Consider the following 23,823-nt stretch of genomic DNA (forward strand, 5'->3'; position numbering starts at 1 on the left):
ACCTGCAAGATCCGTTGCGGTCCGTCTGGGGACGGGAGGAGCCTCGTCGCCGATGTTCCTCACGACGCTCATCTGCTCCGACGAGGCCTGCGCGCAAGAGCTCGAGGTCGTCGTCTCCCACGCCCTCGACGCGCTCGACGACTCCGCCTGCGCGTGCGGCTGCACGCACGTGGTGCTGGACGTCAGCGCGTGGGAGCGCGCCGAGATCCGCGCGCTGACGCCGGCCTAGCCGCCGATCGCGGACATCGTCCGCGCGGGCTGGACGAAGCCCGGCTCGTTGACGCGGTGCTTGAGCTCCTTGGCCCACACCGCGGTCCGGACGATCCGCTCGAGGTCGTCGTCGGTGGCGCCGGTGCGCAGCGGCGTGCGCAGGTCGGTCTCGTTGAGGCTGAAGAGGCAGGTGCGCAGGCGGCCGTCGGCCGTCAGGCGGATACGGTCGCAGTCGCCGCAGAACGGCTCGGACACCGGGTTGATGAAGCCGATGCGGCCCACGCCGTCGGCGAACGCGTGGGTCCGTGCGGTGGCGTGCGGCGCGCGGTCGGCGTCGGCCAGCGGGTAGACGGCGTGGATCGCGGCGCGGATCTCGGCGCCCGTCAGCACCTGCGACATGTCCCAGGAGCGGTCGCCGTCGAGCGGCATGTACTCGATGAAGCGCACCTCGTAGGGGTGCTCGCGGGCGAAGCGGGCGAAGGGCAGGACCTCGGCCTCGGTGAAGCCCCGGATCGCGACCGCGTTGACCTTGATCGGGTGGGCCTCCGGGAACGACGCGAGGTGCTCGAGGCCGCGCAGGACGCGGGGCAGCGCGTCGCGCCGGGTCTGCGTGAAGAAGCGGTCGCGCTGCAGCGAGTCGACCGAGACGTTGAAGCGGGCGATCCCGGCCTCGACGAGCGCCGCGGCGTCGCGCTCGAGCAGGTAGCCGTTGGTGGTGACCGAGACCTCGTCGAGTCCGGCGATCGGGGTGAGCATCGCGGCGAGCCGCGGGAAGTCGCGGCGGACGAGCGGCTCGCCGCCGGTCAGCCGGACGGTCCGGATGCCCATCTCGGCCAGCAGCGTCGTGAGCCGCGCGATCTCCTCGAAGGTCAGGACGCCGTCGCGCTCCAACCAGGGCAGGCCCTCGGCCGGCATGCAGTACTGGCAGCGGAAGTTGCACCGATCCGTGACCGACACGCGCAGGTCCGAGATCCGGCGGCCGTGCCCGTCCTGGAGCGGCTCGCGTGGCATCGATCTGAGAGTACTCTCCCGCGGTGCCCCGCCGCAGGATCGCCGCCGTGTCGTTGTTGTGCGCCTTGGCCGCGGCCGTCGGCGGCTGCGGCGCCGACGAGGAGCACCCCGACGCGAGCCCGAACGCCGAGGACCAGGTCCGGGCGGTCGTGGCGAAGTTCGGGATCGCTACGCGCGGCAAGGACTACCAGACGATCTGCGACCAGCTGCTCAGCGCCACGCTGGTCCAGAAGATCGAGGCCGTCGGGCTGCCCTGCGAGGGCGCGCTGCAGCGCGGCCTCGGCGACGTGAAGGCGCCGACGCTGGAGATCACCGACGTGTCGCTCTCGCCGGGCAAGGCGCTGGTGAGCGTCCACACGACGGCGGCCGGCCAGGAGCCGTCCAACGACGCGCTGCAGCTGGTGCGCGAGAACGGCGCGTGGAAGATCGCGTCGCTGGCGGGCGCGAACGGGACGTCGACCACGACGACGTCGACCACGACGACGTCGACCACGCCGACGACGACGACCAAGACCACCAAGAAGAAGAAGTCCGGCTAGCGGCTCTGCGCCGCGGCGCGCAGGCCCTGGGCGAACGCGCCGTGGCCGGTCCACGGCAGCCGCCGCGGCTCGGCGGCGGCGGTCGTCGCACCGCGGCGCGCCGCGCGCAGCGTCGCGATCCCCAACACCACCAGGTACGCCGCGCCGGCGAGCTTCAACACGGTAACGCCGTCGCCGACCGCGCGACCAGCGCGGCGAGCCCCAGCCCCGCGGCCGTCGCGTGGACCGTCAGCCCGCACGCGGTCCCGGCCGCGACGCGCAGCCCCGCCGCCGGGCCGTCGCGCAGCGTCCGCTGGGTCGCGAGCGTCATCGAGACGCCCGGCGTCAGCATGATCGGCAGGACCGCGACGGCGAAGGCGGCGACGTGGCGCGCGGTCATCTCAACCCAGCGTGGAGACGTCGATCACGAAGCGGTAGCGGACGTCGGAGCGCGGCACGCGCTCGTAGGCCTCGTCGACGCGGGCGGCGTCGATGACCTCGATCGCCGGGGCGACCCCGTGCGCGGCGCAGAAGTCGATCATCTCCTGCGTCAGCGGGATGCCGCCGGTGTTCGAGCCGGTCAGGATGCGGTCGCGGCTGACCAGCGAGCCGGCGTGGACGCGGTCGGGCTCGACGGGCAGGCCGACCGAGACCATCGCGCCGCGCGGCTTGAGCAACGCCAGGTACTCGTCCAGCGGCAGGTTGGCCGACACCGTGTTGACGATCAGGTCGAAGCGGCCGCGCAGCGCCTTGAACGTGTCCTTGTCGCTGGTGGCGAAGTAGTCCTTGGCGCCGAACCGGCGGCCGTCGGCCTGCTTGCTCAGCGTCTGGCTCAGGACCGTGACGTCGGCGCCCATCGCCGCCGCGATCTGCACGCCGACGTGGCCGAGGCCGCCCATGCCGACGATCGCGACCGCCTGGCCCGGCCCGGCGCCCCAGCGCTTGAGCGGGCTGTACATCGTGATGCCGGCGCACAGCAGCGGCGCGGCGTGGTCGAGCGCCAACCCGTCGGGGATCGTCACGGCGAAGCGCTCGTCGACGACGATGTGGTCGCTGTAGCCGCCGTAGGTCGGCGTGCCGTCGTAGTTGACGTGGTTGTAGGTCGCGACCACGCCCTTGACGCAGAAGTGCTCGTCGCCGGCGACGCACCACTCGCAGGCGCCGCAGGAGTCGACGAAGCAGCCGACGCCGACGCGGTCGCCGGCCTTCACGCGCGTGACCTCGGCGCCGACCGCGCTCACGACGCCCGCGATCTCGTGCCCCGGGACCATCGGGAACAGGTTGCGGCCCCAGTCGCCCTCGACCTGGTGGATGTCGCTGTGGCAGATGCCGCAGAACTGGATGTCGATGGCGACGTCGGTCGCGCCCAGCGCGCGCCGCTCGATGGTCGTCGGCTCGAACCTGGCCTTGGCCTCAGGGGCCCACAGGGCGCGGGCGGGGGTGCTCATAGACCTCGAGTTCTAGTGGATCTGATCGAGGTCAGCGCCCGGCCCAGCGCGCGGGCGTCGTCCAGCAGCGTGCTGCGCAACGCGCCGTTGTAGAGCGCCGCGGCGGGGTGGTAGAGCGGGAAGAGGCGGCGGCCGCCGACCTCCAGGACCGCGCCGTGGGCGTCGGCGATCCTGGCGTCGGGCGCGAAGCGCGCGAGCGCGTGCCGACCCAAGGGCACCACCAGCTGGGGCGAGATGATGGCCAACTGGCGCTCCAGCCACGGCCAGTGGTGGGCGACCTCGTCGCGCTTGGGGTCGCGGTTCTTGGGCGGACGCGCCTTGACCACGTTGGTGATGAACACGTCGTCGCGCGCGATGCCGGCCTCGGCGAGCAGCACGTCCAGGAACTTGCCGGCCGCCCCGACGAACGGCACGCCGCCCGCGTCCTCCTTGGCGCCGGGCGCCTCGCCGACGATGACGATCGCCGCGCTCGCCGGCCCGACGCCGGGCACGAGCTGCGTGCACGTCTCGCAGACCTCGAAGCCGCAGCCCGCGCCCTTGTGGGCGCGGATCTCCTGCGCGAGCGCCTCCAGCTCCGCCGCGGCCCCGGCGCTACCCATCGATCCCGGCGGCGATGACCGCGCGCACGTCGGCCAGCTTGGGCTGCGACCCGAAGCTGCGCAGCGTCCAGGTCGCGCCGGCGGCCTCCCACGGCGCGGGGTCGTAGGGCTCGTCGTGGGTGATCGCGAGGTCGTAGGGCCCATCGATCCGCTCCTCGGCGCGCTGCTGGAGGATCTCCTCGCGCAGCGTCGCGAGCCCATCCGGGTCCGGCACGCCGATCGGGAACAGGCCGTCCAGGCGCGCGGCGCGGCGCACGGGCCTGCGCGCCGGCCAGCGGGCCGCCGCCCAGATCGGGATCCGCGGGCGCTGCACGGGCCGCGGCAGGAACGTCCCGCCCCAGTAGTCCTGGATCTTGGTCAGCGCGTCGTCGAGGAGCGTGGCCTGCTCGCGCGGCTCGGCGACCTCGCCGAACGGCGCGAGCTCGCCGTGGTTGTCGGAGCCGAGGCCGACGCCGAGCACGAGCCGGCCCTCGCTGAGCAGGTCCAGGGTCACGGTCTCGCGCGCCAGCTTGTGCGGCCGGCGGCGCGACAGCGGCGTGACCAGCGGGCCGGTCAGGAGCTTGTTGGTGGTCATCGCGATCGCGGCCATCGCGACCCACGGGTCCAGCACCGCGCTGGTCGGCGCGCTGTAGACGATGTGGTCCCACAGGAAGAAGCCGTCCCAGCCGGCGGCCTCGGCCTCGGCGGCGAGGTCGGCGAGCAGCCGCGGGTCGGCCAGCTCGTCGAAGGGGGCGACGAAGATCGCGCGGCGCGAGGACATGCCCGGAACCTATCCCAGGCGCTCCTCGAGGTAGGCGCGCTCGGGCGCCGAGTCGGTCAGCGCCAGCGCCGCGCGGTAGGCGTCGGCGGCCTCGGCGTGGCGGCCCAGCCGCGCGAGCAGGTCGGCCTTGGTCGCGGGCAAGTACCGGTAGCCGGCCAGCCGGTCGTCGGCCTCCAGCGCCGCGACGTCGGCCAGCCCGGCTTCCGGACCCTCGACCATCGCCCGCGCGACCGCGCGGTTGAGCGCGACGACCGGCGACGGCCAGTGCGCCAGCAGCGCGTCGTAGAGCGCGAGGATCTGCGGCCAGTCGGTCTCGGCGTAGGTCGGCGCCTGGGCGTGCAGCGCGGCGATCGCGCCCTGCAGCGCGTAGCGCCCGGGCGCCGGGCCGTCCGCCGGCGCGCTCAGCGCGGCGACCACGAGCCGGTCGGCCTGGGCGATCAGGTCCCGGTCCCAGGACGCGCGGTCCTGGTCCTCCAGCCGGACGAGGCGCCCGTCGCCGCCGGTGCGCCCGGCATGGCGCGCCTGGTGGACGAGCAGCAGCGCGAGCAGGCCGGCCACCTCCGGCTCGGCCGGCAGCAACACGTACAACATGCGCGCGAGGTCGAGCGCGCGCTCGGCCAGGTCGACGCGGACCAGCGCGTCGCCCGACGGCGCCGCGTGCGCGGTGCTCGCCAGCAGGTGCACGACGGTCAGGACCGCGTCCAGCCGCGCGGGCAGCTCGCTGCGGGTCGGGACCGCGTAGGGGATCGCCGCGGCCGCGATCTTCTTCTTGGCGCGCGTGATCCGCGCCGCCATCGTCGGCTCGGCGACCAGGAAGGCCGCGGCGACGTCGGGCGTCGCGACGCCGCAGACCAGGCGCAGCGTCAGCGCGACCTGTGCCTCGCGGGCGAGCGCCGGGTGGCAGCAGGTGAAGACGAGCCGCAGCCGGTCGTCGGGGATGGCGGGGTCGTGCTCTGCGTCGACGATCATCTCGGCCTCGTCCTGCGCCGGCTCGATCAGGAGCGGCAGCTTGGTCTGCAGCGTCCTGCCGCGGGTCAGCGCGTTCAGCGCGCCGCGCCGCGCGACCGTGGTCAGCCACGCGCCCGGCCGCGCCGGGACGCCGTCGCGCGTCCACGCGTCCAGCGCGGCGAGATAGGCATCCTGGACGCAGTCCTCGGCGGCGTCCAGGTCGCGGGTGACGCGCACCGTCGCGGCGAGCACGTAGGCCCACTCGGTCCGGTGCGCCTCGGCGACCGCCCGCTCGGCGGCCGCGCGCGTCACTCCAGCACCATGAAGCCGAGCAGCGGGCGCACCTCCACGCCGCCCTCGACGACCGGCGTCATCTTCGCCAGCGCGATCGCGTGGTCGAGGTCGCGCGCCTCGATGATGAACAGGCCGCCCATGACCTCCTTGGTCTCGATGAACGGGCCGTCGGTCAGCAGGTCGCCGCGGATCGACGTGGCGGTCTCGGGCTCGCCGACGGCGAGGCCGGCGACGATCCGGCCGCCGGCCGCGGCGACGCGCTCGGGCAGGGCGGCGTGCGCGGCGCGGACCTCCTCGGGGAGGTCCTCGGGGGCGACGCGCTCGTAGAGCAGGACGGCGTAGCGGGGCATCAGGCGACAGCCTCGCCGTTGGCGCCGACGCCGTCCAGCCAGGACGACCACGCCGCCGTCGCGGCGTCCGCGTCCGCACCGGTCGCGAACAGGTGGTGGGCCACGCCGACGGGATGGCCCCAGCGGTCGCGGCCGTAGACGCGGTACAGCGCGTCGGCGGTGCGGATGCCGAGGAACGGGCCGGTGGCGTAGTCGACGACGCCTTCGATCGGGGCCAGGCCGGCGGGCGCCAGGCGCACCGGGTCGCCGGCGACGACGTCGTCGGGCAGCCCGAGCGCGCGGCGGACGGCGGCGAACGACGGGCCGCCCTCGGCGCTGACGTAGGCCGGGACGCGCCCCGCGAAGTGCGCCGCGTAGACGCCGAGCGAGTGCTGGTAGAAGGACGTGTGGGCGCGACACATCGTCAGCTGGCGGTCGAAGTCCGCGGCGGGCAGGACGCAGCGGTGGACGTAGCGGAGGTACGTCGTGGCGCCGTCGTCGTGCGGCGCGAAGGTGTAGGTCAACTCGTTGAGGCCGTCGCGCTCGGTCTCCGGCCGCGTGCGGGTCGCGAAGCGCCGGTGCGGCTCCCACGCGGTGACGGTCCCGCCGCCGCCCGTCAGGCCGCGCTCGGCGCCGCCGAGCCGCGGCTCGTACTCGATCGGCCACAGGTAGCCGGCGGGCGTGGCCGTCACGGCGTTCCACACGGCCTCGGGGCGGGCGGGCACGAGGCCCTCCCAGCGAACGTCCCACTGCTTGGTCTTGGTCATGTCCCTTCGACAAACGGCGCAGGCCGAAATCGACAGCCTCAGCGCTGCGCGGCGAGGAACTTCGCCAACGCGGTCCGGCCGGCCGTGCCCGGCTCGCGCGAGAGGATCGAGTGGCCGGCGCCGGGAACGACGACGAGCTGCGCCTCGGTCATGTGGCGCTGCTGGGCGCGGGCCCACTCCAGCGGCGTGGAGAGGTCGCGGTCGCCGGCGAGCAGGATCGCGGGCGTCCGGATCGCCGCGTCGCGCGCCGGCGCCCGCGGCGGCGCGATCGGCGGCCAGGCGCGGCAGGTCGCGAGCAGGCCCTGGCCCAGCGCGGTCGAGCGCGGCCAGGGCGCGGTCTCGGCGGGGCGCAGGCCAGTGCGCAGCCGGTCGATCGCGGCGCTGCGGAGCTTCGCGGGCGCGGCGGCGCCGCCGGGCCAGAGCGCGGGCGCGTCGGCGCACAGCGTCGCCGCGTGCAGGCCGGTGCTGTAGATCGCGGTCGGCACGCCGCCGCGCTCCTCGCGGCTCGTCTCGGCCAGCAGCGCCTGCAGCGGCGCGAGGTCGCCGGTCGCCGCGGCGTGCAGCGCGGGCGGCACGACGTCCAGGCGCGGGACGCCGATCGAGCGCTCGGTGATCAGGTCGAACAGCCGCGGCCCGAGGTCCGGGTGGCCGGCGAGGACGCGCCGCAGGTCGGCGGTCGCGGTCGGGCCCAGGACGCGGGCGGTCGCCCGCAGCGGCACGCGCTCGAGCAGCTCGGCGCCCTCCTGCGGGACGACCGAGTCGAGCACGAGCGCGCGGGTCTGGCTCGGGTGCGCGAGGGCGTAGCGCTCGGCGACGAACGTCCCGTAGGAGATGCCGCCGACGGTCCACGAGGCGGCGCCGAGCGCCCGGCGCAGCGCGTCGAGGTCGGCGACCGTGTCGGCGGTCGCGTAGGCGTCGCGCGCGCCGCCGAGCTTGCGACCGCACGCCGCGGCGGCGCCCTTGGCCGGGACGGCGAGGTCCGACGTGCCCGCCGAGCGCTGCAGCGCCGGGCAGCTGATCGCGGTGGCGCCGGTCCCGCGCTGGTCGAGGAAGACGAGCCGGTAGGCGCCGGCCGCCGCCCGCAGCCGCTGCGCCATCCGCGGGCCGAACGGGCGGCCTGGCTGGCCCGGTCCGCCGCTGAGCAGCAGGAAGTCCCCGCGCGGGTGGCGGCCGCGCTGCAGGGCGACGTCGAGCGTCAGCGTGTGCCGGTCCCGCACCTGCGCGCCGCGCCGGTGCAGCGGGACGGTCAACGTCGCGCAGCGGTAGCCGGCCGTCAGCTGCGCCGGACACGACGCGGGCCGCAGCTTCGGCGCCGGACCGGGGTCGGCGGCGGTCGTCGTCGTGACCGGCCGCGCGGCCACGGGCGCCGTCACCGTGCCCGCGGGCTCGCGGTCGTTCCCGCCGCAGCCGGCGACGCCGAGCGCGACCGCAGCGACCATCGCGTTGCGCACCCCGACCCACACCGCACCGAGCCTACGCCGCCGCGCGCCAGGGCGCGGCGCGGCGCGGCGCGGCGCTACGGGCGCTTGACCAGCACCCAGACCAGCGTGCCCGCGAAGGCGATCTGGCCGAAGGTCAGCGCGGTGCCGAAGTTCGTGGCGCCCAGCGCGGCGGCGACCGCGGTCACGAGCGCGAACACCACGATCAGCAGGACGAGGTCGCGTCTCACAGCTGGGACTCCAGGGTCGCGACCAGCGAGGGCTCGTCGGTGGCGGGGTCGGCGGCGCCGAGCAGCTTCAGCGCGGCGCGGCGGCCGCCGAGCGCGCGCATCCCGTGCTCGCCGTGCTCGACCAGGAAGTCGGCCAGCGCGCCGGAGCGGCGGGCCGCGACGCGGCGGGCGCCGACGTCGGTGCGCGCGCGGTGCTCGTCGAGCGCGGCGACGAGGTCGTCGACCCCTGCGACCGGCGCGATCGAGGACACCGCGACCACCTTCGTGTCGCGCGAGCCGGCGCTGCGCAGCGCCGCGCCCAGGTCGCGCCGGGCGCGCATCGCGATGTCGCCGAGATCGGCCTTGGTCACGACGAGCACGTCGGGGATCTCCATGATCCCCGCCTTGAGGAACTGCAGGACGTCGCCGGAGCCGGGCTGCACGATGACGGCCACGGTATCGGCCACCTCGCCGACCTCGGTCTCCGACTGCCCGACGCCCACGGTCTCGATGACCACCACGTCGAACGCCGCGGCCAGCGCCTGAGCGGCCGCGCGGGTCGCCGGAGCAAGGCCACCAAGTCGGTCGCCGGCGGCGGTCGAGCGGATGAACAGCCCGCGGTCCTCGGGGTCGAAGGCGATCCGCGCGCGGTCGCCGAGCAGCGAGCCGCCGGAGCGCTTCGACGACGGGTCGACGGCCAGGACGGCGACGCTGCGATCGTCCGTGCGCCACGTCCGGCACAGCTCGCTCAACAACGATGACTTGCCCGCACCCGGCGGGCCCGTGACCCCGACGACGTGCCCGGACGCCTCGCGGCCGAGCTGGGCGGGGGAGAGGGCGCGCAGCAGCGCGCGCACGGAGGCGCGGTCGGCGTCGGTGCGCGACTCGACGAGGTTGAGGACGGCGGGCGCCGCGCTCAGGTCGCCGTCGCGCAGCCGCGCGGCCAGGTCGTCAGCCGCCGAGGTCATCTCGCCGAATACTCGCGGAAAGGAGCCCCTGGCGAGTTCCGCCCGGAATGGCGAGCCTCTAGGCGAGGCTTTCCGCGCGCTCCGCGACCAAGGACACGATGTCGCGCATGATCTGCCCGAGGTCGAAGTCCTTGGGCGTGTAGACCGCCGCGACGCCGGCGTCCTTCAGCGGCTGGACGTCGGCCGCCGGGATGATCCCGCCGACGACGACCGGCGCGTCGACGCCGCGGCCGCGCAGCGCCTCGACGACGCTCGGGATCAGCTCCAGGTGCGAGCCGGACAGGATCGAGAGCCCGATGACGTGGACGCCCTCCTGCTCGGCGCTGGCCGCGATCTGCGACGGCGTGAGCCGGATGCCCTCGTAGACGACGTCGAAGCCGACGTCGCGCGCGCGCACGGCGATCTGCTCGGCGCCGTTGGAGTGCCCGTCCAGGCCCGGCTTGCCGACCAGGATCTTCGGCCGGCGGCCCATCGCCTCGGCCAGGCGCCCGACCTCCTCGCGGATCGCGGTCAGGTCGGACGCGTCGCGGTCGCCCGCGGCGGCCTCGCCGACGCCGGTCGGCGCGCGGAACTCGCCGAAGGACTCGCGCAGCGCGGCGGCCCACTCGCCGGTCGTGATGCCCGCCTTCGCGGCGGCGATCGTCGCCGGCATGATGTTCTCGTCGCTGGCCGCGACGCGGCGCAGCTCGTCCAGGGCAGCGTCGGCCGCGGCGGCGTCGCGCGCCGAGCGCCACGCCACGACGGCCTCGCGCTGCTGGCTCTCGACCTCGGGATCGACGGTCATGATCCCGCCCTCCTCGTCGATCAGCGGCGACGGGTTGGACTCCGTGAACTTGTTCATCCCGACCACGATCTGCTCGCCGTGCTCGATGCGGCGGATGCGCTCGCGGTGCGAGTCGACCAGCGAGGACTTCATGTAGTCCACCGCCTTGACCGCGCCGCCGTGCTCGTCGACGACGGCCATCTCGGCTCGCGCGCCGTCGAGCAGCTCGCCGACCAGGCCCTCCATGACGACCGAGCCCTCGAAGATGTCGGGGTACTCGAGCAGGTCGGTCTCGAACGCCATCACCTGCTGGATGCGCAGCGACCACTGCTGGTCCCACGGGCGCGGCAGGCCCAGCGCCTCGTTCCAGGCCGGCAGCTGCACGGCGCGGGCGCGCGCGTTGCGGCCCATCGTGACGGCCAGCGCTTCAAGGACGATGCGCTGGACGTTGTTCTCCGGCTGGGACTCGGTCAGCCCGAGCGAGTTGACCTGGACGCCGTAGCGGAAGCGCAGCTGCTTCTCGTCGGTGACGCCGTAGCGGGAGCGGCCGAGCTCCTCCCACAGCACCGACATCGCGCGCAGCTTGGCGTGCTCCTCGATGAACCGGACGCCCGCGTTGACGAAGAACGAGATGCGGCCGAAGACCTTGCCCATCAGCTCGGCCGGCACGCGCTCGCGCACCGCGTCGAGCACGGCGATCGCGTTGGCCATCGAGTACGCGATCTCCTGCACCGGCGTCGCGCCGGCCTCCTGCAGGTGGTACGAGCAGATGTTGATGGGGTTCCACTTCGGCACCTCGGTGACCGTGTAGGCCACCATGTCGGCGATCAGCCGCATCGACGGGCCGGGCGGGAACGCGTAGGTCCCGCGCGCCAGGAACTCCTTGATGATGTCGTTCTGGGTCGTGCCCTGGAGCTGGTCCTGGGCGACGCCGTTCTCCTCCGCCGTCCCGATGTACAGCGCCAGCAGCCACGCCGCCGTCGCGTTGATCGTCATCGACGTGTTCATCTCGCCCAGCGGGATGCCGTCCAGCAGCTGGTGCATGTCGCCCTTGTGGGCGACCGGGACGCCGACCTTGCCGACCTCGCCGCGCGCGAGCTCGTGGTCGGCGTCGTAGCCCGTCTGCGTGGGCAGGTCGAAAGCGATCGACAGGCCGGTCTGGCCCTTGGCCAGGTTCGAGCGGTACAGCTCGTTGGACTTCTTCGCGGTCGAGTGGCCCGCGTAGGTCCGCATCATCCAGGGTCGGTCGCGCTCGGGCAGGCGGTGATCCATGTACGGGATCGTACTTGTGAGATCACCCATGTGGGCTATCGGCGGCCGGCCGTCCGGCCAGGACGCGCCGCCTCCAACGGCCTACTAGGCTCAGCCGCCGTGCCCGCGCCCCTGCTCGATCGCGCCCGGACGTCGCTGCGTCTGCGCGCGCTGGACCTGCGCGACCGCGTTTCCGGCCGCGCCGATCCGCTGGTCCCGCCGCGGCGGCGGCACTTCGTCGGCCACGCGGAGTCGGACTTCGCCGCGACCGGCGACGAGTTCCTGGGGCACTTCATGCGCCTCGGGGGCCTGAAGCCGGGCGATCGCGTCCTGGACATCGGCAGCGGCATCGGCCGGATGGCGCGCCCGCTGACCGGCTTCCTGGACGGCGGCGGCACGTACGACGGCTTCGACGTCAACCCGGCCGGCATCGCCTGGTGCCGCGACCATTACGGCACCGACCACCCGCGCTTCGCGTTCGTCGTCGCCGACCTCTTCAACGCGCGCTACAACCCGACCGGCAGCCAGTCGGCGCAGGAGTTCACGTTCCCCTACGCCGACGCGAGCTTCGACTTCGCGCTCGCGACCTCGGTCTTCACGCACCTGCTCGAGGGCGAGGCCGATCGCTACCTCGCCGAGGCCGCGCGCACGCTCGCGCCCGGCGGGACCCTGTTCGCCACGTGGTTCCTGCTCGACGACGGCTCACGCGCGGCGATCGCCTCCGGCGCGGCGGCGCTGCCGTTCCTCGACGCCGAGGCGCGCGTCGCGGTGATCAGCGACGCGGTGCCCGAGGAGGCCATCGCCTTCGACCGCGCCTGGCTGGGCGAGGCCGCCGCGCGCCACGGCCTCACGATCGCCGCGATCCACGACGGCGCCTGGCGCGGGGAGACGGACCCGCCCGCCCCGCCCGCCCCGACCTTCCAGGACGTGGTCGTGGCCACGAACGGAGCACCGACACCATGAGCAGCCACCGCGAGATCGACGTCCACTTCCAGGGCGCGGCCAAGGCCGTGTGCACGCACCAGATCGACGGCTACGTCGTCGACCCCGGCCCGGAGTCCTCGGTCGGCGCGGTCTTCGCCGCGCTCGGCGACGAGCGGCCCGAGGCCGTCTTGCTGACCCACATCCACCTCGACCACGCCGGCGCCGCGGGCGCGCTGGTCGAGCGCTGGCCCGGCCTCGAGGTGTGGGTGCACCGCAACGGCGCCCGCCACGTCATCGACCCCAGCCGCCTGGTCGCCAGCGCGCAGCGGATCTACGGCGACCAGATGGAGCGCCTGTGGGGCCGGATCGTCCCGGTGCCCGAGGCGAACGTCCGGATCCTCGACGACGGCGGCCGCGCCGGCGGCCTGGAGTGGGCGTGGACGCCCGGCCACGCCGTCCACCACGTCGCCTACCTCCATGAGGACACCAACATCGTCTTCGCCGGCGACGTCGCCGGCGTGCGCATCGGCGACGGCCCGATCCTGCCCCCGACGCCGCCGCCGGACATCGACGTCGAGGCCTGGCACGCGTCGATCGACCGCGTCGCGGCCTGGGAGCCCAGCGCGCTGGCGATCACGCACTTCGGGACGTTCACCGACGTCGCCCGCCACCTCGAGAGCCTGCACGCCGAGCTCGACCGCTGGGCCGGCGTCGCCCGCGACCACGACGCGTCAGGCTTCGAACGCGAGATCCGCGCGGCGCTGGCCGGAACGGCCGACGAGCACGGCTATCTGAAGGCGATGCCGCCCGAGACGCTGTACGGCGGGCTGGCCCGTTATTGGAAAAAGCGCGATACTGCCGCGTCGTAATGAGCCAGACGATCGAGCGACCTCTCACCGCAGGACCCGACGGCGCCTTAGGCGGGGCCTGGAGGGTGATCGTCCGCAACGACGACCACAACACGTTCGACCACGTCGCCACCACGCTGGCGCGGCTCATCCCGGGCATCGACGTCGGCCGGGGCTACGCGATCGCCGATCGCATCCACGCCGCCGGCCTGGCGATCGTGTGGACCGGCCACAAGGAGCTGGCCGAGCACTACTGGGACCAGTTGCGGGACGCGGGCCTGACGATGGCCCCGCTCGAGCAGGCCTGAGCGCGCCGTCTGCCTCCTGACCGGCCGGCCGATAGCCTCCTGTGGGGATGGCCGAGCCAGGGGGGCACATCGAGACCGCCGCCCGCGCCGCGCGGGAGCAGGATCTGCTGCGCCGCTACCACCACGGCGGGGACACGCGTGCGCGCGATCAGCTCGCCGAGGAGATGCTGCCGCTGGCCCGCGCGCTGGCTGGGCGCTACGCCGGGCGCGGCGAGCCGATGGACGACCTCGTCCAGGTCGCCTGCGTCGGGATCATGAAGGCGATCGAGGGCTTCGACCTCACGCGCGAGGTGCGCTTCTCCTCGTACGCCACCCCCACCGTCCTGGGGGAGATCAAGCGCCACTTCCGCGACCGCACCTGGGCGATGCGCGTCCCGCGCGGGCTGCAGGAGCTTCAGCTCGAGGTCGCCAAGAAGCGCGACGAGCTGACCGGCGCGCTCGGCCGCTCGCCGACCGTGCAGGAGCTGGCCGACGCGATCGACGCGCCGTTCGAGGAGGTGCTGGCGACGATCCAGTCGGTCGGCGCCCGTCGCACGCGGTCGCTGGACGAGCCGACCGGCGAGGACATGACGCTCGCCGACTCGATCGGCGGCCGCGACGTCGAGCTGGAGCGTGCGGAGATGCGCGTCCTGCTCGACGAGGCGATGGACGTCCTCAGCGAGCGCGACCGCGAGGTGCTGCGCCTGCGCTTCGCCGAGGACCTCACGCAGACCGAGATCTCCACCCGCATCGGCGTGTCGCAGATGCAGGTGTCGCGGATCATCCGGCAGTCGATCGCCAAGCTGCGCCTGGACATCGACAAGTCGCCGGCGGCGTAGCGCCAGGGGCCGACCCTCAGGCTCGACCTGAGCCTGAGCGCTTGCGCGCGTACATCGCGGAGTCGGCGCTGTGGAGCAGGCGGGCGGCGTCCAGGCCGCCGCTGCGCGCGACCGCGACGCCGAACGACGCGCCGACGACGACGCCGCCGGTGCCCGCCGCGCCCGCGCGGCGCTGCAGCTCGTTGAGCACGCGCCGGACGACGCGGTCGGCCTCGGTCTCGTCGCATCCGCAGAGCAGCAGCGCGAACTCGTCGCCGCCGACGCGGTAGGCGCGGTCCTCGGGGCGGATCGAGTCCGTCAGGATCTCGGCGAAGGTCCGCAGCAGCTCGTCGCCGGCGCTGTGGCCGTGGCGGTCGTTGAGGCGCTTGAAGCCGTCGAGGTCGCAGTAGGCCAGCGCCGCCGGCCGGCCGTCGGCCTGCACGTCGGCGACGGCCTCCTCGAGGTCGGCCATCAGCGCGCGGCGGTTCAGCAGCCGCGTGAGCGGGTCGCGCTCGGCCAGCACGCGCAGCTGCTCGCGCTGGTCGATCGTCTCCAAGGCGTTGGCCGCCTGGTTGGCGAACAGCCGCAGCGCCTGGAGGCGCTCGGTGGTCGGCAGCAGGTGGTCGAGCGGGTCGTCGGCGAGCACGACGCCGATCGCGTCGCCGGCGTGGCCGATCAACGGGACGAGCAGCCAGTGGTTGGTCCACGCGCGCGGGCCGCGGCCGTTGAGGCGCGAGGGCGCGACGGCGCGCAGCGCGGGCACGCGGCGGCGGACCTCGTCGCGGGACAGCAGGAAGCAGCCGGCGGTCTCCACGTCGGGCGTCAGCAGCGCGGCGATGCCGTCCAGCGTGGTCGGGAGGACGAGCCCGGCGCGCGGGCCGTCGCGGTCGCTGCGGGCGGCGAGCGCCAGCGGTGCGGCCGGCGCGTCGGCGAGGTGGACCGAGACGGTCGCGAAGCCCAGCGCGTCGGCGACGCCGTCGACGACCGCCTCCAGGACGCCGGCGGCCTCCTCGGCGCGCGTGAGCTCGGTCGAGATCGCCAGCAGCTGCTCCAGCCCGCGGCGATGGGAGAGCGCGACGCTGGCGGCCTGCGCGCGCTCCACGGCGCGCGCCGCGTGCCGGGCGACGACGAGCGTGTCGAGCTGGGCGTCGCTGGGGCGCAGGCCGTCGACCGGCGCGCCGACGTTCAGGATCCCGCCGAGCGAGCCGTCGGCCTGGTGGAAGGTGACGAACACCTCGTCCTCGGCCTGCCAGGCGCGCGGGTCGTCGAGCGTGTCGAGGTCGGGCACGTAGCGTCGACCGGCCTGCTCGTTCCAGTCGAAGTCGCCGGCGTAGACGCGGTAGGTGCCGCGATGCAGGAACCGCTCGTCGAGCACCTGCTCCCACATCGGCCAGTCGTAGGTCGCGCCGACCAGGCTGTCGCGCACCTCGTCGGCACCGAAGACGGTGCCGACGATGTAGTCGTCCCACTCGGGCCGGTAGAGGTTGATGACGACGTTGCCGAAGCCGAGCGTCTCGGAGATCGCCTGCGCGACGGCCTGCAGCGAGCGCTCGAGGTCGGCCGGGTCGTCGATGTGGCCGGCGGCGTCGATGAGGCTGTGCAGGCGCGCGAGCGACGCGAGGCGCTGGGCGTGCGGGTCGTCGAACGACGCGGCCAGCTCCGGCTCGGCCGGCAGGACCAGCGTGGGGGCGAGGTCGTGGGCGGAGAGCTGGGCGTCGCGCGCGGCGGCGACGCGCGGCTCGAGGCCGGCGGTCGCGTCGGTGCCGGGGATGCACGCCGCGATGACCTGGGCGGCGAGGTCGTCGGGGTGCAGCGGGGCGCTGCCGGTCAGGGCGTCGTCCAGGGCGCGCAGGACCGCGCGGGTGTGGGCGAGCGTGGGCAGGCCGTCGAGGTGGGCGTGGAGGTGGGCGAGGCCAGGATCGCCGCCGAGGGCCGCGCAGCGGCGGATGCGCTCGCGCTCGGGCGCCTTGACGCCGAGGCGGCCCGCGATCACCGGCGCCAGGGCGCGGACGCGCTCGGCGCGCGCGTGCGCGGCGGGCCAGGTCGCGGCGACGAGCGGGTCCAGCGCCTCCAGGATGCGGTCCTCGGGCAGCGGGCCGCGGCCCTGCTGGTCGGTCAGGCGGCGCTCGGCGGCGGTCAGCAGCGCCGCAGGATCCGGGCGGTCGGCGGTCAGCTGCGCGGTGCCGAAGGAGCAGCCGAGCGCGGGCGCGGCGCTGCTCAGCGCGTCGAGCCGGACGGCGACCGCGCGCAGCACCTCGTCGGGCGTGCCGAGCGCGAGGAACGCGAAGGCGTCGCCCATGTAGTGGAATGTCGCGTCGGCGCCCAGCCGCTCGTGGACGGCGGCCAGGAGCGCGTCGCCCGCGGCCAGGCCGTGCAGCCGGTTGTGCTCGCGCAGCTCGTCGACGTCGACGAGCACGAGCAGCCCCGAGCGCCCAGCCGCGGTCGCCGCCGCGAGGGCGTCGAGCAGGGCCTGGCGATCCGGGATCTCGCGCTGGACGGCGGCGCACATACCCGCGTGATCGGCCGCTGAGGGCACGGACCGCATACCCCATCGGCGGGACGTGGACGCCCCGGTTATGACGCCGCCACCGTGAAGCGGCCGACGAGCGCCTCGAGCTCCTGCGCCGTAGCCGCCAGCTCCTGGGCGGAGGCCGCGATCTGCTGCGTGGAGGCCGAGGTCTGCTCGGTCGAGGCGGAGACCTCCTCCGAGGTCGCCGACGAGGACTCCGCCACGGCGCCTACGGCGTCGAGATCGTCCTCCATGCGCTTGCTGGAGACCGCGATCTCCGCGACGGCGGCGGCGATCCCGGCGACGCGCGCGTCCATGTCGCGGACGCCCTCGCCGATGCGGTCGAACGCCTCGCGGGCCTGGTCGACGACCTCCGCGCCCTGCGCGGTGCGCTGCGCGCCGTCGTCGACGACGCCGACCGCGCGGGTCGTCTCCGTCTGGATGGCGGCGATCAGCGCGGCGATCGTGCGCGCCGCGGCCTGGGACTCCTCGGCCAGCTTGCGGACCTCCTCGGCGACGACCGCGAAGCCGCGGCCCTGCTCGCCGGCCCGGGCCGCCTCGATCGCGGCGTTGAGCGCCAGCAGGTTGGTCTGCTCGGCGATGCCGCCGATCGTGCCGACGATCGACCCGATCTCGCCTGACTTGTCGCCGAGGCTGCGGATCGCGGCGGTCACGTCGGCCGACGAGGCCTGGACGGCGGCCATCGCGGCCGTCGCGGCGGTGACGGCCTGGGCGCCAACGCCGGCCGCGCGGGCGGCCGCGGCGGCCGCGGCGGCGGTCTCGCGGGCGCCGTCGGCGCCGGCCGCGACCGCGCCGGACAGGTTGGACGCGCTGGAGCGCGCGGAGGCGATCGCGGTGACCTGGCGCTCGGCGCCGGCCGCGACGTCGCCGACGGCGCGGGCGATGTCGTCCACGGCACGGCCGGTCTCCGACGAGGACTGCGCCATCTCCCGCGAGGCGGTCGCCAGGTGCGACGCCGACGCCGACAGCCTGGCGACGAGCTCGCGCAGCTGCTCGATCATCGCGGCGAAGGCCTGGCCGAGCGCGTCGCGCTCCGAGCGCGGGGTGACGGTGGCGGTGAGGTCGCCGGCGGCGACGCGGCCGGCCGCGACGCTCATCGCACGCAGCGAGTCGACGACCTTGCCGAAGTGGCGGGCGGTGACCGCGAGCTCGTCGTCGCCGGGGACGTCGAGTCGGTGCTCGGTGTCGCCCTCGGCGAGGTGGCGGGCCGCGATGCCGATGCGCTTGGCGCGCCCGGCGAGCGAGCGCGTGATCGCGATGGCGACCGCGGCGGCGAGCAGGATGCCGAGCAGCAGGGCCACGATCGTCACGCGCTTGGCGTTGTCGGACGCCTGCTGCGCGCCGCGGACGCTGACCTGGCGCTGGCGCGCCAGGTAGCCCGCGATCTTCTCGGAGGCGCCGATCGGCCCGCGGACGTACTTGTCCACCTTGCGCAGCGCGACCAGCGCGGCGGCGTGGTCGCCGCGGGCGACGGCCGGGAAGAGCTTGCCGTTGACGTTCTCGTCGTGGAGGTGGTCGGCCGCCGCCGCGTTCTCGGAGATCCGGGTGATCGTCGGGTCGTGCAGCGCCGCGGCGGACTCCGACGCGGCGTCGGAGATCTTGACGCCGGCCTCCCACTCGGCCTTGTACTTGGGGTCGAACGTGGCGGCGTACAGCGCCTGGGCGGCCTGTTGCTGGCGCGAGCCGGCGACCTGGCGCGCGATGGCGTCCTGGCCCTTCTGCCAGTGCTCGAGCTCCTGCCAGTGGTGGTTGGCGGAGGACTGCATGGCCAGCGCGAGGATCAGCGCGGCGGAGAAGAGGGCGACGACGGCGGCGAAGGCGGCGGCGAGCTTGCGGCCGATGGTCCAGCGGAACAGCTGCGGCATTGCGGGAGGGGCTCCTGGGGGCTTGGGAGGCTTCCCGCGGTGATCGGCCGGTGCGCCGTCCGTTTGAGGACGACGCACCGGAGCGCAAGGCGCTGAGGGCTACTCGCCCGGGCCCTCGTCGGCGGCGATCGCGCCCGCCTCGACGCGCTCGTCGCTGTGCGTGCGCGCGTCGTCGGTGTGGCCCTCGACGATGAGGTCGTTCCACGAGTAGAGGATCGGGACCTGGTAGAGCGACTGGTTCGCCGCGCGGAAGCGGTTGAACTCCGGCCCGTACCAGTAGGACTCCCACTGCTCCTTGGTCTCGAACGAGGCCATCTGGAGCAGCTTGTAGGCGTCGTCGCGGTTGCGCTGCACCTGGTACGCCGTCGCGCCGTAGCGCAGGGCTACCGGCGCGATGTCGGCGAGCGCCGCCTCGAGCTTGTCGCCACGGAAGACCGTGGCGTACCAGGGGACGTGGACGATTCCTGCCATGGGCCTAGCCCACCTCCGCGTAAATGGCTCCGGGCCCGTCGGCGGTCTTGCCCAGGCCCTCCTTCTCGGCGCCGACCAAGATGGAGATCTTGCCCGCGTGCTTGTTGTCCTTCATCAGCTGGTGGGCCTCGGCGACGCCATCGAAGCCCAGGGTACGCCACAGCACCGGTCGGATGGCGCCCGACTCGATGAGCTCGTTGGCCTTCAGGCACTCGTACGCGTTGGCGAAGTGCGAGCCGAGGATCTCCTTCTGCTTCATCCACAGGTAGCGAACGTCGAAGTCCAGGTTGAAGCCCGTGGTGCCGGCGCAGATGACGACCTTGCCGAACGGCTTGACGGTCAGGACCGAGGTCGGGAACGTCGCCGTCCCGACGTGCTCGAAGACGATGTCGGGCGCGCCGCCGAGGATCTCCTCGACCGCCTTGCCGAACCGGCGCGACTCCTTGAAGCGCGCCTTCTCCTCCTCGGGCGTCTCGCCGCCCTTGCGCATCATCCCGCTGAACGCGTTGCGGTTGATGAAGCCCTTGGCGCCGAGCTGCTCGACGAGCGCGCCCTTCTCGTCGGAGTTGACGACGCCGACGCACTCGGCGCCCGCCGCCTTGCAGATCTGCGTCGCGAAGACGCCGAGGCCGCCGGCGGCGCCCCAGATCAGGACCTTCTGGCCGGCCTGGAGGTTGCAGCGCGTCATGAGCATGCGCCAGGCGGTGAAGTAGACGAGGCCGTAGGACGCGGCCTCCTCCCAGGTCAGGGCCGCCGGCTTGGGCAGCAGCTGCTGAGCTTGGACCTTCGTGAACTGCGCGAAGGAGCCCCAGGTCGTCTCGTAGCCCCAGATCTTCTGCGACGGGGCGGCCATCGGGTCGAGGCCGTGGACCTCGGGATCCTCGTAGGAGGCCTGGTTGCAGTGCAGGACGACCTCGTCGCCGGCCTTCCAGCGGGTGACGCCGGCGCCGACCTTCCATACGACGCCGGAGGCGTCCGAGCCGCCGATGTGGTGGCCGTACTCGGGGTGGTCGCCGTACTTCATGACGGACACCGGCTTGCCGAGTGCCGCCCAGACGTTGTTGTAGTTGACGCCCGCGGCCATGACGCGGACGATCACCTCGAAGGCACCGGGCTCCGGTACCTCGATCTCCTCGAGCTGGAACGCGTCCTTGGGCTCGCCGAACCGCTCCTCGCGGATGACCCATGCGGTCATCGTGTCCGGCAGCGTGCCGGGCTCGGTGTCGACGGTGGCGACCTGCGTCACATCAACGGCCATGTTCTCGGTGGGACCCTTTGGGAATCGTGGTTCGTAGGGGCGCTGCGGGCGCTGCGAAGGCGCGAACCATACGCCAGATCGGGCTAGGAGGGGCCGCCGAGACGCGAACGTTCATTCGTCGGACAGGATGCCCTGGCGCCGGAAGAACCACAGCAGCGCCAGTGCCGAGAGCACCATGCTGCCGACGCCGTAGCCCCAGAACGCGGCCGGGGTGTTGATGTGGCGGACGAGCGTCCCGAAGTTCTGGCCGAAGAACCCGGTGACGAACGTCAGGGGCAGGAAGATCGTCGCGACGACCGTGAGCTGCTTGGAGATCGCGTTGAGGCGGTTGGAGACCGTGCTCAAATACAGGTCGAGCGCGCCGGAGAGCAGGTCGCGGTAGGAGTCGATCAGCTCGGAGATCCGGACGAGGTGGTCGTAGACGTCGCGGAACCAGTCGCGTGCGTCGTCGGCCTCCAGGCCCGGCAGCCGGCCGAGGATGTCGCCGCCGCGGGCGAGGATGTCGCGCTGGGGCGTCGCGATCCGGCGCAGCTCGATGAGCTTGCGGCGGAGGTGGAACAGGTCCTCGCGCTGGTCCTGGCTCGGCTTCTCGAGCATCGCGTCCATGAGCTCGTCGATGCGGTCGTCGACGCCGTCGAGGACCGGGAAGAACGAGTCGGTCAGCGCGTCGAGGACGCGGTAGATCGCCTCCTCCTCGGTCTTGGGCGTCTCGCGCACGATCCGCTCCTGCGCGGCGTGCAGGAGCTCGTGGAGGCCGTGGTGGAGCGTGATCATCCACTGGCCGGAGACGTGGAAGTGGACCTCGACCGGGCGGCCGTCGGGCTCGATGCCGTAGAAGACCAGCAGCGCGGTCGTGCCGTAGTCGTCGAGCTTGGGGCGCTGCCCGAACTCCTGGGAGTCCTCGATCGCGAGCGGATGGAGGCCGAAGCGCTGGCCGACGTCGGCGATCTGCTCGTTGGAGCAGCCGTGGAGCTTGAGCCAGAAGAACTCGCCGCGGTCGAGGAGCTCGGGGATCGCCGGGTCGTCGACGGAGTGGAGGACCTGCACCGGCGGGATCATCCCGCCGGCGCAGGTCGGAACTGCCGAACGCCCGCCCAGGGCAGGCGGGGTTCGGTCGCGGGTGTTCGCCCAGAGGGCGAGACCCGCAGGGCTAAGCCAGCACGGTCTCCGCCGCGGCGCCGAGCTCGGCGCCGGCGTCGCCGGTCCCGGCCTCGGAGCTGGCGGCGTCGTGGACCGGCTGGCGGTGGGGGACGCCGGGCGCGACCAGCAGCCAGGCGGCGACCGCGCCGATCGCGCACACCACCGCCGCGATCCGCAGGCCGTCGTTCAAGGCGTACAGGAACGCCTGCTCGACCGCGCTGTGGACGGCGGCCGGGCCGCCGCTCGTGGCGCCGCCCGCCCCGAGGTTCGCGGCGAGGTCGTGGCGGGTCGCGTCCGGCACCTGCGGCAGCAGCTCGTCGATCTTGTGGCGGCCCAGCGTGGTGATGAGCGCGCCCATCGCGGCGACGCCGAACGTGCCGCCGACCATCCGGCTCATCGACAGCACGCCGGAGGCGACGCCGGCCTTGGTCGGGTCCACCGCGTTCATCGCGGCGGTCGACATGGGGGACATGATCAGGCCCATCCCAAGGCCCATCAGCACGAAGGCGCCGACGAGGAAGCCGTAGGACGTGTCGGCCGCGACGTGGCCCTGCCAGAACAGGGAGATCGCGGTCAGGACGAGGCCGAGCGTCATCAGCGGGCGCGGCCCGATGCGGTCGCTGAGGCGGCCGGCGATCGGTCCGACGACGATGATCACGCCGGTCGTGGGGAGGAAGCGCACGCCGGTCTGCAGCGGCGAGTAGTGATGGATGTTCTGGAGGTAGAGGGCGAAGAAGAAGAACGTCGCGAGCATCGCGAAGCTGACGACGAACGCGACGACGTTCGCGCCCGCGAAGGAGCGCGAGCGGAAGAACTTGAAGTCCACCATCGGGTTGGCGATGCGGGCCTCGATGACGACGAACGCGACGAGCCCGACGACCGCGGCGGCGAGCAGGCCGATGATCCGGCCCGAGCCCCAGCCCCACGCGTTGCCCTCGACGAGCGCGAGGACCAGCGCGCCGAGGCCGATCGTGAGCGTGCCGACGCCGGCGTAGTCGATCGAGGGCGGCGCGGTCTCGTCGCGCGACTCGTGCGTCGCGAAGAGGGTCACCGCGACGGCGGCGACGGCGACCGGCAGGTTGAGGAAGAAGATCGACTGCCAGGAGACGTTCTCGACCAGGAAGCCGCCGACGACGGGGCCGATCGCCAGCGCCATCGCCGACACGCCGGCCCAGGTCCCGATCGCCTTGCCGCGCTCCTCGGGCGGGAACGCGTTGGTGATGATCGACAGCGTGGCCGGCATCATGAACGCGGCGCCGATGCCCTGGATCGCGCGGCCGGTGACGAGCCACGCGTCGGACTGGCTGAGGCCGATGAAGCCGGAGGACAGGCCGAACGTGACGACGCCGAACAGGAACATCCGGCGGCGGCCGAAGATGTCGCCGAGGCGACCGCCGGTGACGAGCAGGACCGCGAAGCTCAAGGTGTAGGCGTTGACGGTCCACTCGAGGCCGCTGATCGAGGCGTCGAGGTCCTTCTGGATCGACGGCAGCGCGACGTTCACGACCGTGTTGTCCAACATGATCATGAACAGCGCGAAGCACATCGCCGCGAGGGTCCACCAGCGGCGGTTCTCCTCGTTGACGAACCGGGTCCGGAGCTGGGCGTGGGTGGGGGAGGTCATGGAGTGGAGGGCTCCTTGGGGAGGAGGGAGAGGGCGTCCAGGAGCGCTTTGCGCTGGACGGGGGTGAGGTCGGCGGCCCAGGCCTCGAGGCCTTGCAGGCGCGCCGTGTCGACGCGGTCGATCACGTCGCGGGCCTTGTCGTTGGCGCCCACGCGCTTCATGCGCCGGTCGTGCTCGTCCTCCCGGCGCTCGACGAGGCCGCGCTGAAGCAGGGCGTCGACGGTCCGGGAGGCGTTGGGGAGGGACATCGAGAGCGCCTCGGCGAGCTCCTTGACCGAGATCTCGGTCTGGCTCTCGACGAGGACGTGCAGCAGCTTGAGCTGGGTCATCGACAGATCCAGCTCGGCAAGCAGGCGGTACAGCTCCTGCGTCGATCCCTTCATGATGACGCGCCACAGATCCGCCAGCGCCTCCGCCAACGCGGCGGGGGTCGCTTCCGTGGCTGCACTGCTTGCTTGCATGCACGCAAGTATTGCGGACGCGCACCGGTCTGGCAAGACGGGCGGTCCGACGTCGCCACCGCCGGTCCTGGCCTGCGCCGCCG

The 23,823-nt window shown here is 73.7% G+C and carries 26 protein-coding genes; 6 read left to right on the forward strand and 20 right to left on the reverse strand.

Features of this window, described 5'->3' with window-relative positions; translation table 11 throughout:
* Window positions 1-52 precede the first annotated feature (52 nt).
* A complete protein-coding gene (locus DSM104299_RS09490; protein WP_272477056.1) occupies window positions 53-229 on the forward strand; it encodes a hypothetical protein in 177 nt (58 codons plus the stop codon).
* Here the strand turns inward: DSM104299_RS09490 and moaA are convergent.
* Window positions 226-1,221 carry a GTP 3',8-cyclase MoaA gene (moaA, locus tag DSM104299_RS09495; RefSeq protein ID WP_272477057.1) on the reverse strand — a complete coding sequence of 332 codons (996 nt, stop codon included), beginning with the start codon at window positions 1,219-1,221 and terminating at the stop codon, window positions 226-228. The two genes, DSM104299_RS09490 and moaA, sit on opposite strands and share 4 nt — an antisense overlap.
* A 23-nt stretch (window positions 1,222-1,244) precedes the next feature.
* Here moaA and DSM104299_RS09500 point away from each other — a divergent pair, with 23 nt between their 5' ends.
* Window positions 1,245-1,760 carry a hypothetical protein gene (locus DSM104299_RS09500; protein WP_272477058.1) on the forward strand — a complete coding sequence of 172 codons (516 nt, stop codon included), beginning with the start codon at window positions 1,245-1,247 and terminating at the stop codon, window positions 1,758-1,760.
* Here DSM104299_RS09500 and DSM104299_RS09505 read toward each other — a convergent pair.
* The 12 genes from DSM104299_RS09505 to DSM104299_RS09560 are packed head-to-tail and all read right to left on the reverse strand — an operon-like array spanning window position 1,757 to window position 11,535.
* On the reverse strand, window positions 1,757-1,921 hold the full coding sequence (locus DSM104299_RS09505) for a hypothetical protein (RefSeq protein WP_272477059.1): 165 nt from the start codon (window positions 1,919-1,921) through the stop codon (window positions 1,757-1,759). The genes DSM104299_RS09500 and DSM104299_RS09505 overlap by 4 nt on opposite strands.
* Window positions 1,915-2,139, reverse strand: a complete 225-nt coding sequence (locus DSM104299_RS09510; RefSeq protein WP_272477060.1) for a hypothetical protein — start codon at window positions 2,137-2,139, stop codon at window positions 1,915-1,917. The genes DSM104299_RS09505 and DSM104299_RS09510 overlap by 7 nt, the downstream gene beginning before the upstream one ends.
* Window position 2,140: 1 nt before the next feature.
* Window positions 2,141-3,187 carry an NAD(P)-dependent alcohol dehydrogenase gene (locus tag DSM104299_RS09515; protein ID WP_272477061.1) on the reverse strand — a complete coding sequence of 349 codons (1,047 nt, stop codon included), beginning with the start codon at window positions 3,185-3,187 and terminating at the stop codon, window positions 2,141-2,143.
* The gene (locus DSM104299_RS09520; RefSeq protein ID WP_272477062.1) at window positions 3,184-3,786 is read right to left on the reverse strand and encodes a uracil-DNA glycosylase; all 603 of its coding nucleotides are present in this window, start codon (window positions 3,784-3,786) and stop codon (window positions 3,184-3,186) included. Before DSM104299_RS09520 ends, DSM104299_RS09515 begins: the two co-directional genes overlap by 4 nt.
* On the reverse strand, window positions 3,779-4,546 hold the full coding sequence (locus DSM104299_RS09525) for an LLM class flavin-dependent oxidoreductase (protein ID WP_272477063.1): 768 nt from the start codon (window positions 4,544-4,546) through the stop codon (window positions 3,779-3,781). The genes DSM104299_RS09520 and DSM104299_RS09525 overlap by 8 nt, the downstream gene beginning before the upstream one ends.
* 9 nt (window positions 4,547-4,555) lie before the next feature.
* Entirely contained in the window at window positions 4,556-5,746 is a 1,191-nt protein-coding gene (locus tag DSM104299_RS09530; RefSeq protein WP_349294547.1) for an RNA polymerase sigma factor, read from the reverse strand.
* Window positions 5,747-5,802: 56 nt separating this feature from the next.
* Window positions 5,803-6,138, reverse strand: coding sequence for a YciI family protein (locus DSM104299_RS09535; RefSeq protein ID WP_272477065.1), 336 nt, complete (start codon window positions 6,136-6,138; stop codon window positions 5,803-5,805).
* Complete coding sequence (locus tag DSM104299_RS09540; protein ID WP_272477066.1) at window positions 6,138-6,884, reverse strand: SRPBCC family protein; 747 nt, start codon at window positions 6,882-6,884, stop codon at window positions 6,138-6,140. The genes DSM104299_RS09535 and DSM104299_RS09540 overlap by 1 nt, the downstream gene beginning before the upstream one ends.
* Window positions 6,885-6,922: 38 nt before the next feature.
* Window positions 6,923-8,347, reverse strand: coding sequence for an alpha/beta fold hydrolase (locus DSM104299_RS09545; protein WP_272477067.1), 1,425 nt, complete (start codon window positions 8,345-8,347; stop codon window positions 6,923-6,925).
* A 53-nt stretch (window positions 8,348-8,400) separates the two neighbouring features.
* On the reverse strand, window positions 8,401-8,553 hold the full coding sequence (locus tag DSM104299_RS09550) for a hypothetical protein (protein WP_272477068.1): 153 nt from the start codon (window positions 8,551-8,553) through the stop codon (window positions 8,401-8,403).
* A complete protein-coding gene (locus DSM104299_RS09555; protein WP_272477069.1) occupies window positions 8,550-9,500 on the reverse strand; it encodes an ArgK/MeaB family GTPase in 951 nt (316 codons plus the stop codon). The genes DSM104299_RS09550 and DSM104299_RS09555 overlap by 4 nt, the downstream gene beginning before the upstream one ends.
* 58 nt (window positions 9,501-9,558) lie before the next feature.
* Window positions 9,559-11,535 (reverse strand): protein meaA, encoded by a 1,977-nt coding sequence (locus DSM104299_RS09560; protein WP_272477070.1) that lies wholly within the window; start codon window positions 11,533-11,535, stop codon window positions 9,559-9,561.
* Between the two features lie 99 nt (window positions 11,536-11,634).
* Here DSM104299_RS09560 and DSM104299_RS09565 point away from each other — a divergent pair, with 99 nt between their 5' ends.
* The 4 genes from DSM104299_RS09565 (at window position 11,635) to DSM104299_RS09580 (ending at window position 14,412) form a co-directional block, all read left to right on the forward strand.
* Window positions 11,635-12,477: a class I SAM-dependent methyltransferase gene (locus DSM104299_RS09565; protein WP_272477071.1), complete on the forward strand. Its 843-nt coding sequence runs from the start codon at window positions 11,635-11,637 to the stop codon at window positions 12,475-12,477.
* Window positions 12,474-13,307 (forward strand): MBL fold metallo-hydrolase, encoded by an 834-nt coding sequence (locus DSM104299_RS09570; RefSeq protein ID WP_272477072.1) that lies wholly within the window; start codon window positions 12,474-12,476, stop codon window positions 13,305-13,307. The genes DSM104299_RS09565 and DSM104299_RS09570 overlap by 4 nt, the downstream gene beginning before the upstream one ends.
* A gap of 65 nt (window positions 13,308-13,372) precedes the next feature.
* On the forward strand, window positions 13,373-13,594 hold the full coding sequence (locus DSM104299_RS09575) for an ATP-dependent Clp protease adaptor ClpS (RefSeq protein ID WP_272477073.1): 222 nt from the start codon (window positions 13,373-13,375) through the stop codon (window positions 13,592-13,594).
* Between the two features lie 47 nt (window positions 13,595-13,641).
* On the forward strand, window positions 13,642-14,412 hold the full coding sequence (locus DSM104299_RS09580) for a SigB/SigF/SigG family RNA polymerase sigma factor (RefSeq protein ID WP_272477074.1): 771 nt from the start codon (window positions 13,642-13,644) through the stop codon (window positions 14,410-14,412).
* A 16-nt stretch (window positions 14,413-14,428) separates the two neighbouring features.
* Here the strand turns inward: DSM104299_RS09580 and DSM104299_RS09585 are convergent, their stop codons facing one another.
* The 7 genes from DSM104299_RS09585 to DSM104299_RS09615 form a co-directional block, all read right to left on the reverse strand.
* Complete coding sequence (locus DSM104299_RS09585) at window positions 14,429-16,900, reverse strand: GGDEF domain-containing protein (protein WP_272477075.1); 2,472 nt, start codon at window positions 16,898-16,900, stop codon at window positions 14,429-14,431.
* Window positions 16,901-16,965: 65 nt separating this feature from the next.
* The gene (locus DSM104299_RS09590) at window positions 16,966-18,786 is read right to left on the reverse strand and encodes a methyl-accepting chemotaxis protein (protein WP_272477076.1); all 1,821 of its coding nucleotides are present in this window, start codon (window positions 18,784-18,786) and stop codon (window positions 16,966-16,968) included.
* 99 nt (window positions 18,787-18,885) lie between these two features.
* On the reverse strand, window positions 18,886-19,257 hold the full coding sequence (locus DSM104299_RS09595; RefSeq protein WP_272477077.1) for a hypothetical protein: 372 nt from the start codon (window positions 19,255-19,257) through the stop codon (window positions 18,886-18,888).
* 4 nt (window positions 19,258-19,261) lie between these two features.
* The gene (ccrA, locus tag DSM104299_RS09600) at window positions 19,262-20,515 is read right to left on the reverse strand and encodes a crotonyl-CoA carboxylase/reductase (protein WP_272477078.1); all 1,254 of its coding nucleotides are present in this window, start codon (window positions 20,513-20,515) and stop codon (window positions 19,262-19,264) included.
* A gap of 111 nt (window positions 20,516-20,626) precedes the next feature.
* Complete coding sequence (locus DSM104299_RS09605; RefSeq protein ID WP_272477079.1) at window positions 20,627-21,562, reverse strand: magnesium transporter CorA family protein; 936 nt, start codon at window positions 21,560-21,562, stop codon at window positions 20,627-20,629.
* Window positions 21,563-21,665: 103 nt separating this feature from the next.
* Complete coding sequence (locus DSM104299_RS09610) at window positions 21,666-23,279, reverse strand: MFS transporter (RefSeq protein ID WP_272477080.1); 1,614 nt, start codon at window positions 23,277-23,279, stop codon at window positions 21,666-21,668.
* Window positions 23,276-23,662 (reverse strand): MarR family winged helix-turn-helix transcriptional regulator, encoded by a 387-nt coding sequence (locus DSM104299_RS09615; RefSeq protein WP_272477081.1) that lies wholly within the window; start codon window positions 23,660-23,662, stop codon window positions 23,276-23,278. Before DSM104299_RS09615 ends, DSM104299_RS09610 begins: the two co-directional genes overlap by 4 nt.
* Between the last annotated feature and the right edge of the window lie 161 nt (window positions 23,663-23,823).

Source organism: Baekduia alba, from assembly GCF_028416635.1.
Classification (GTDB): domain Bacteria; phylum Actinomycetota; class Thermoleophilia; order Solirubrobacterales; family Solirubrobacteraceae; genus Baekduia; species Baekduia alba.

What these genes read in the sequence shown, in the direction of transcription:
- DSM104299_RS09615 (WP_272477081.1), bottom strand. Translation starts at nt 23,662, where the DNA reads ATGAAGGGATCGACGCAGGAGCTGTACCGCCTGCTTGCCGAGCTGGAT.
- DSM104299_RS09555 (WP_272477069.1), bottom strand. Translation starts at nt 9,500, where the DNA reads ATGACCTCGGCGGCTGACGACCTGGCCGCGCGGCTGCGCGACGGCGAC.
- DSM104299_RS09515 (WP_272477061.1), bottom strand. Translation starts at nt 3,187, where the DNA reads ATGAGCACCCCCGCCCGCGCCCTGTGGGCCCCTGAGGCCAAGGCCAGG.
- DSM104299_RS09560 (WP_272477070.1), bottom strand. Translation starts at nt 11,535, where the DNA reads ATGGATCACCGCCTGCCCGAGCGCGACCGACCCTGGATGATGCGGACC.
- DSM104299_RS09595 (WP_272477077.1), bottom strand. Translation starts at nt 19,257, where the DNA reads ATGGCAGGAATCGTCCACGTCCCCTGGTACGCCACGGTCTTCCGTGGC.
- DSM104299_RS09525 (WP_272477063.1), bottom strand. Translation starts at nt 4,546, where the DNA reads ATGTCCTCGCGCCGCGCGATCTTCGTCGCCCCCTTCGACGAGCTGGCC.
- DSM104299_RS09490 (WP_272477056.1), top strand. Translation starts at nt 53, where the DNA reads ATGTTCCTCACGACGCTCATCTGCTCCGACGAGGCCTGCGCGCAAGAG.
- DSM104299_RS09585 (WP_272477075.1), bottom strand. Translation starts at nt 16,900, where the DNA reads ATGTGCGCCGCCGTCCAGCGCGAGATCCCGGATCGCCAGGCCCTGCTC.
- DSM104299_RS09520 (WP_272477062.1), bottom strand. Translation starts at nt 3,786, where the DNA reads ATGGGTAGCGCCGGGGCCGCGGCGGAGCTGGAGGCGCTCGCGCAGGAG.
- DSM104299_RS09540 (WP_272477066.1), bottom strand. Translation starts at nt 6,884, where the DNA reads ATGACCAAGACCAAGCAGTGGGACGTTCGCTGGGAGGGCCTCGTGCCC.
- DSM104299_RS09590 (WP_272477076.1), bottom strand. Translation starts at nt 18,786, where the DNA reads ATGCCGCAGCTGTTCCGCTGGACCATCGGCCGCAAGCTCGCCGCCGCC.
- ccrA (WP_272477078.1), bottom strand. Translation starts at nt 20,515, where the DNA reads ATGGCCGTTGATGTGACGCAGGTCGCCACCGTCGACACCGAGCCCGGC.
- DSM104299_RS09610 (WP_272477080.1), bottom strand. Translation starts at nt 23,279, where the DNA reads ATGACCTCCCCCACCCACGCCCAGCTCCGGACCCGGTTCGTCAACGAG.
- DSM104299_RS09580 (WP_272477074.1), top strand. Translation starts at nt 13,642, where the DNA reads ATGGCCGAGCCAGGGGGGCACATCGAGACCGCCGCCCGCGCCGCGCGG.
- DSM104299_RS09535 (WP_272477065.1), bottom strand. Translation starts at nt 6,138, where the DNA reads ATGCCCCGCTACGCCGTCCTGCTCTACGAGCGCGTCGCCCCCGAGGAC.
- moaA (WP_272477057.1), bottom strand. Translation starts at nt 1,221, where the DNA reads ATGCCACGCGAGCCGCTCCAGGACGGGCACGGCCGCCGGATCTCGGAC.
- DSM104299_RS09510 (WP_272477060.1), bottom strand. Translation starts at nt 2,139, where the DNA reads ATGACCGCGCGCCACGTCGCCGCCTTCGCCGTCGCGGTCCTGCCGATC.
- DSM104299_RS09570 (WP_272477072.1), top strand. Translation starts at nt 12,474, where the DNA reads ATGAGCAGCCACCGCGAGATCGACGTCCACTTCCAGGGCGCGGCCAAG.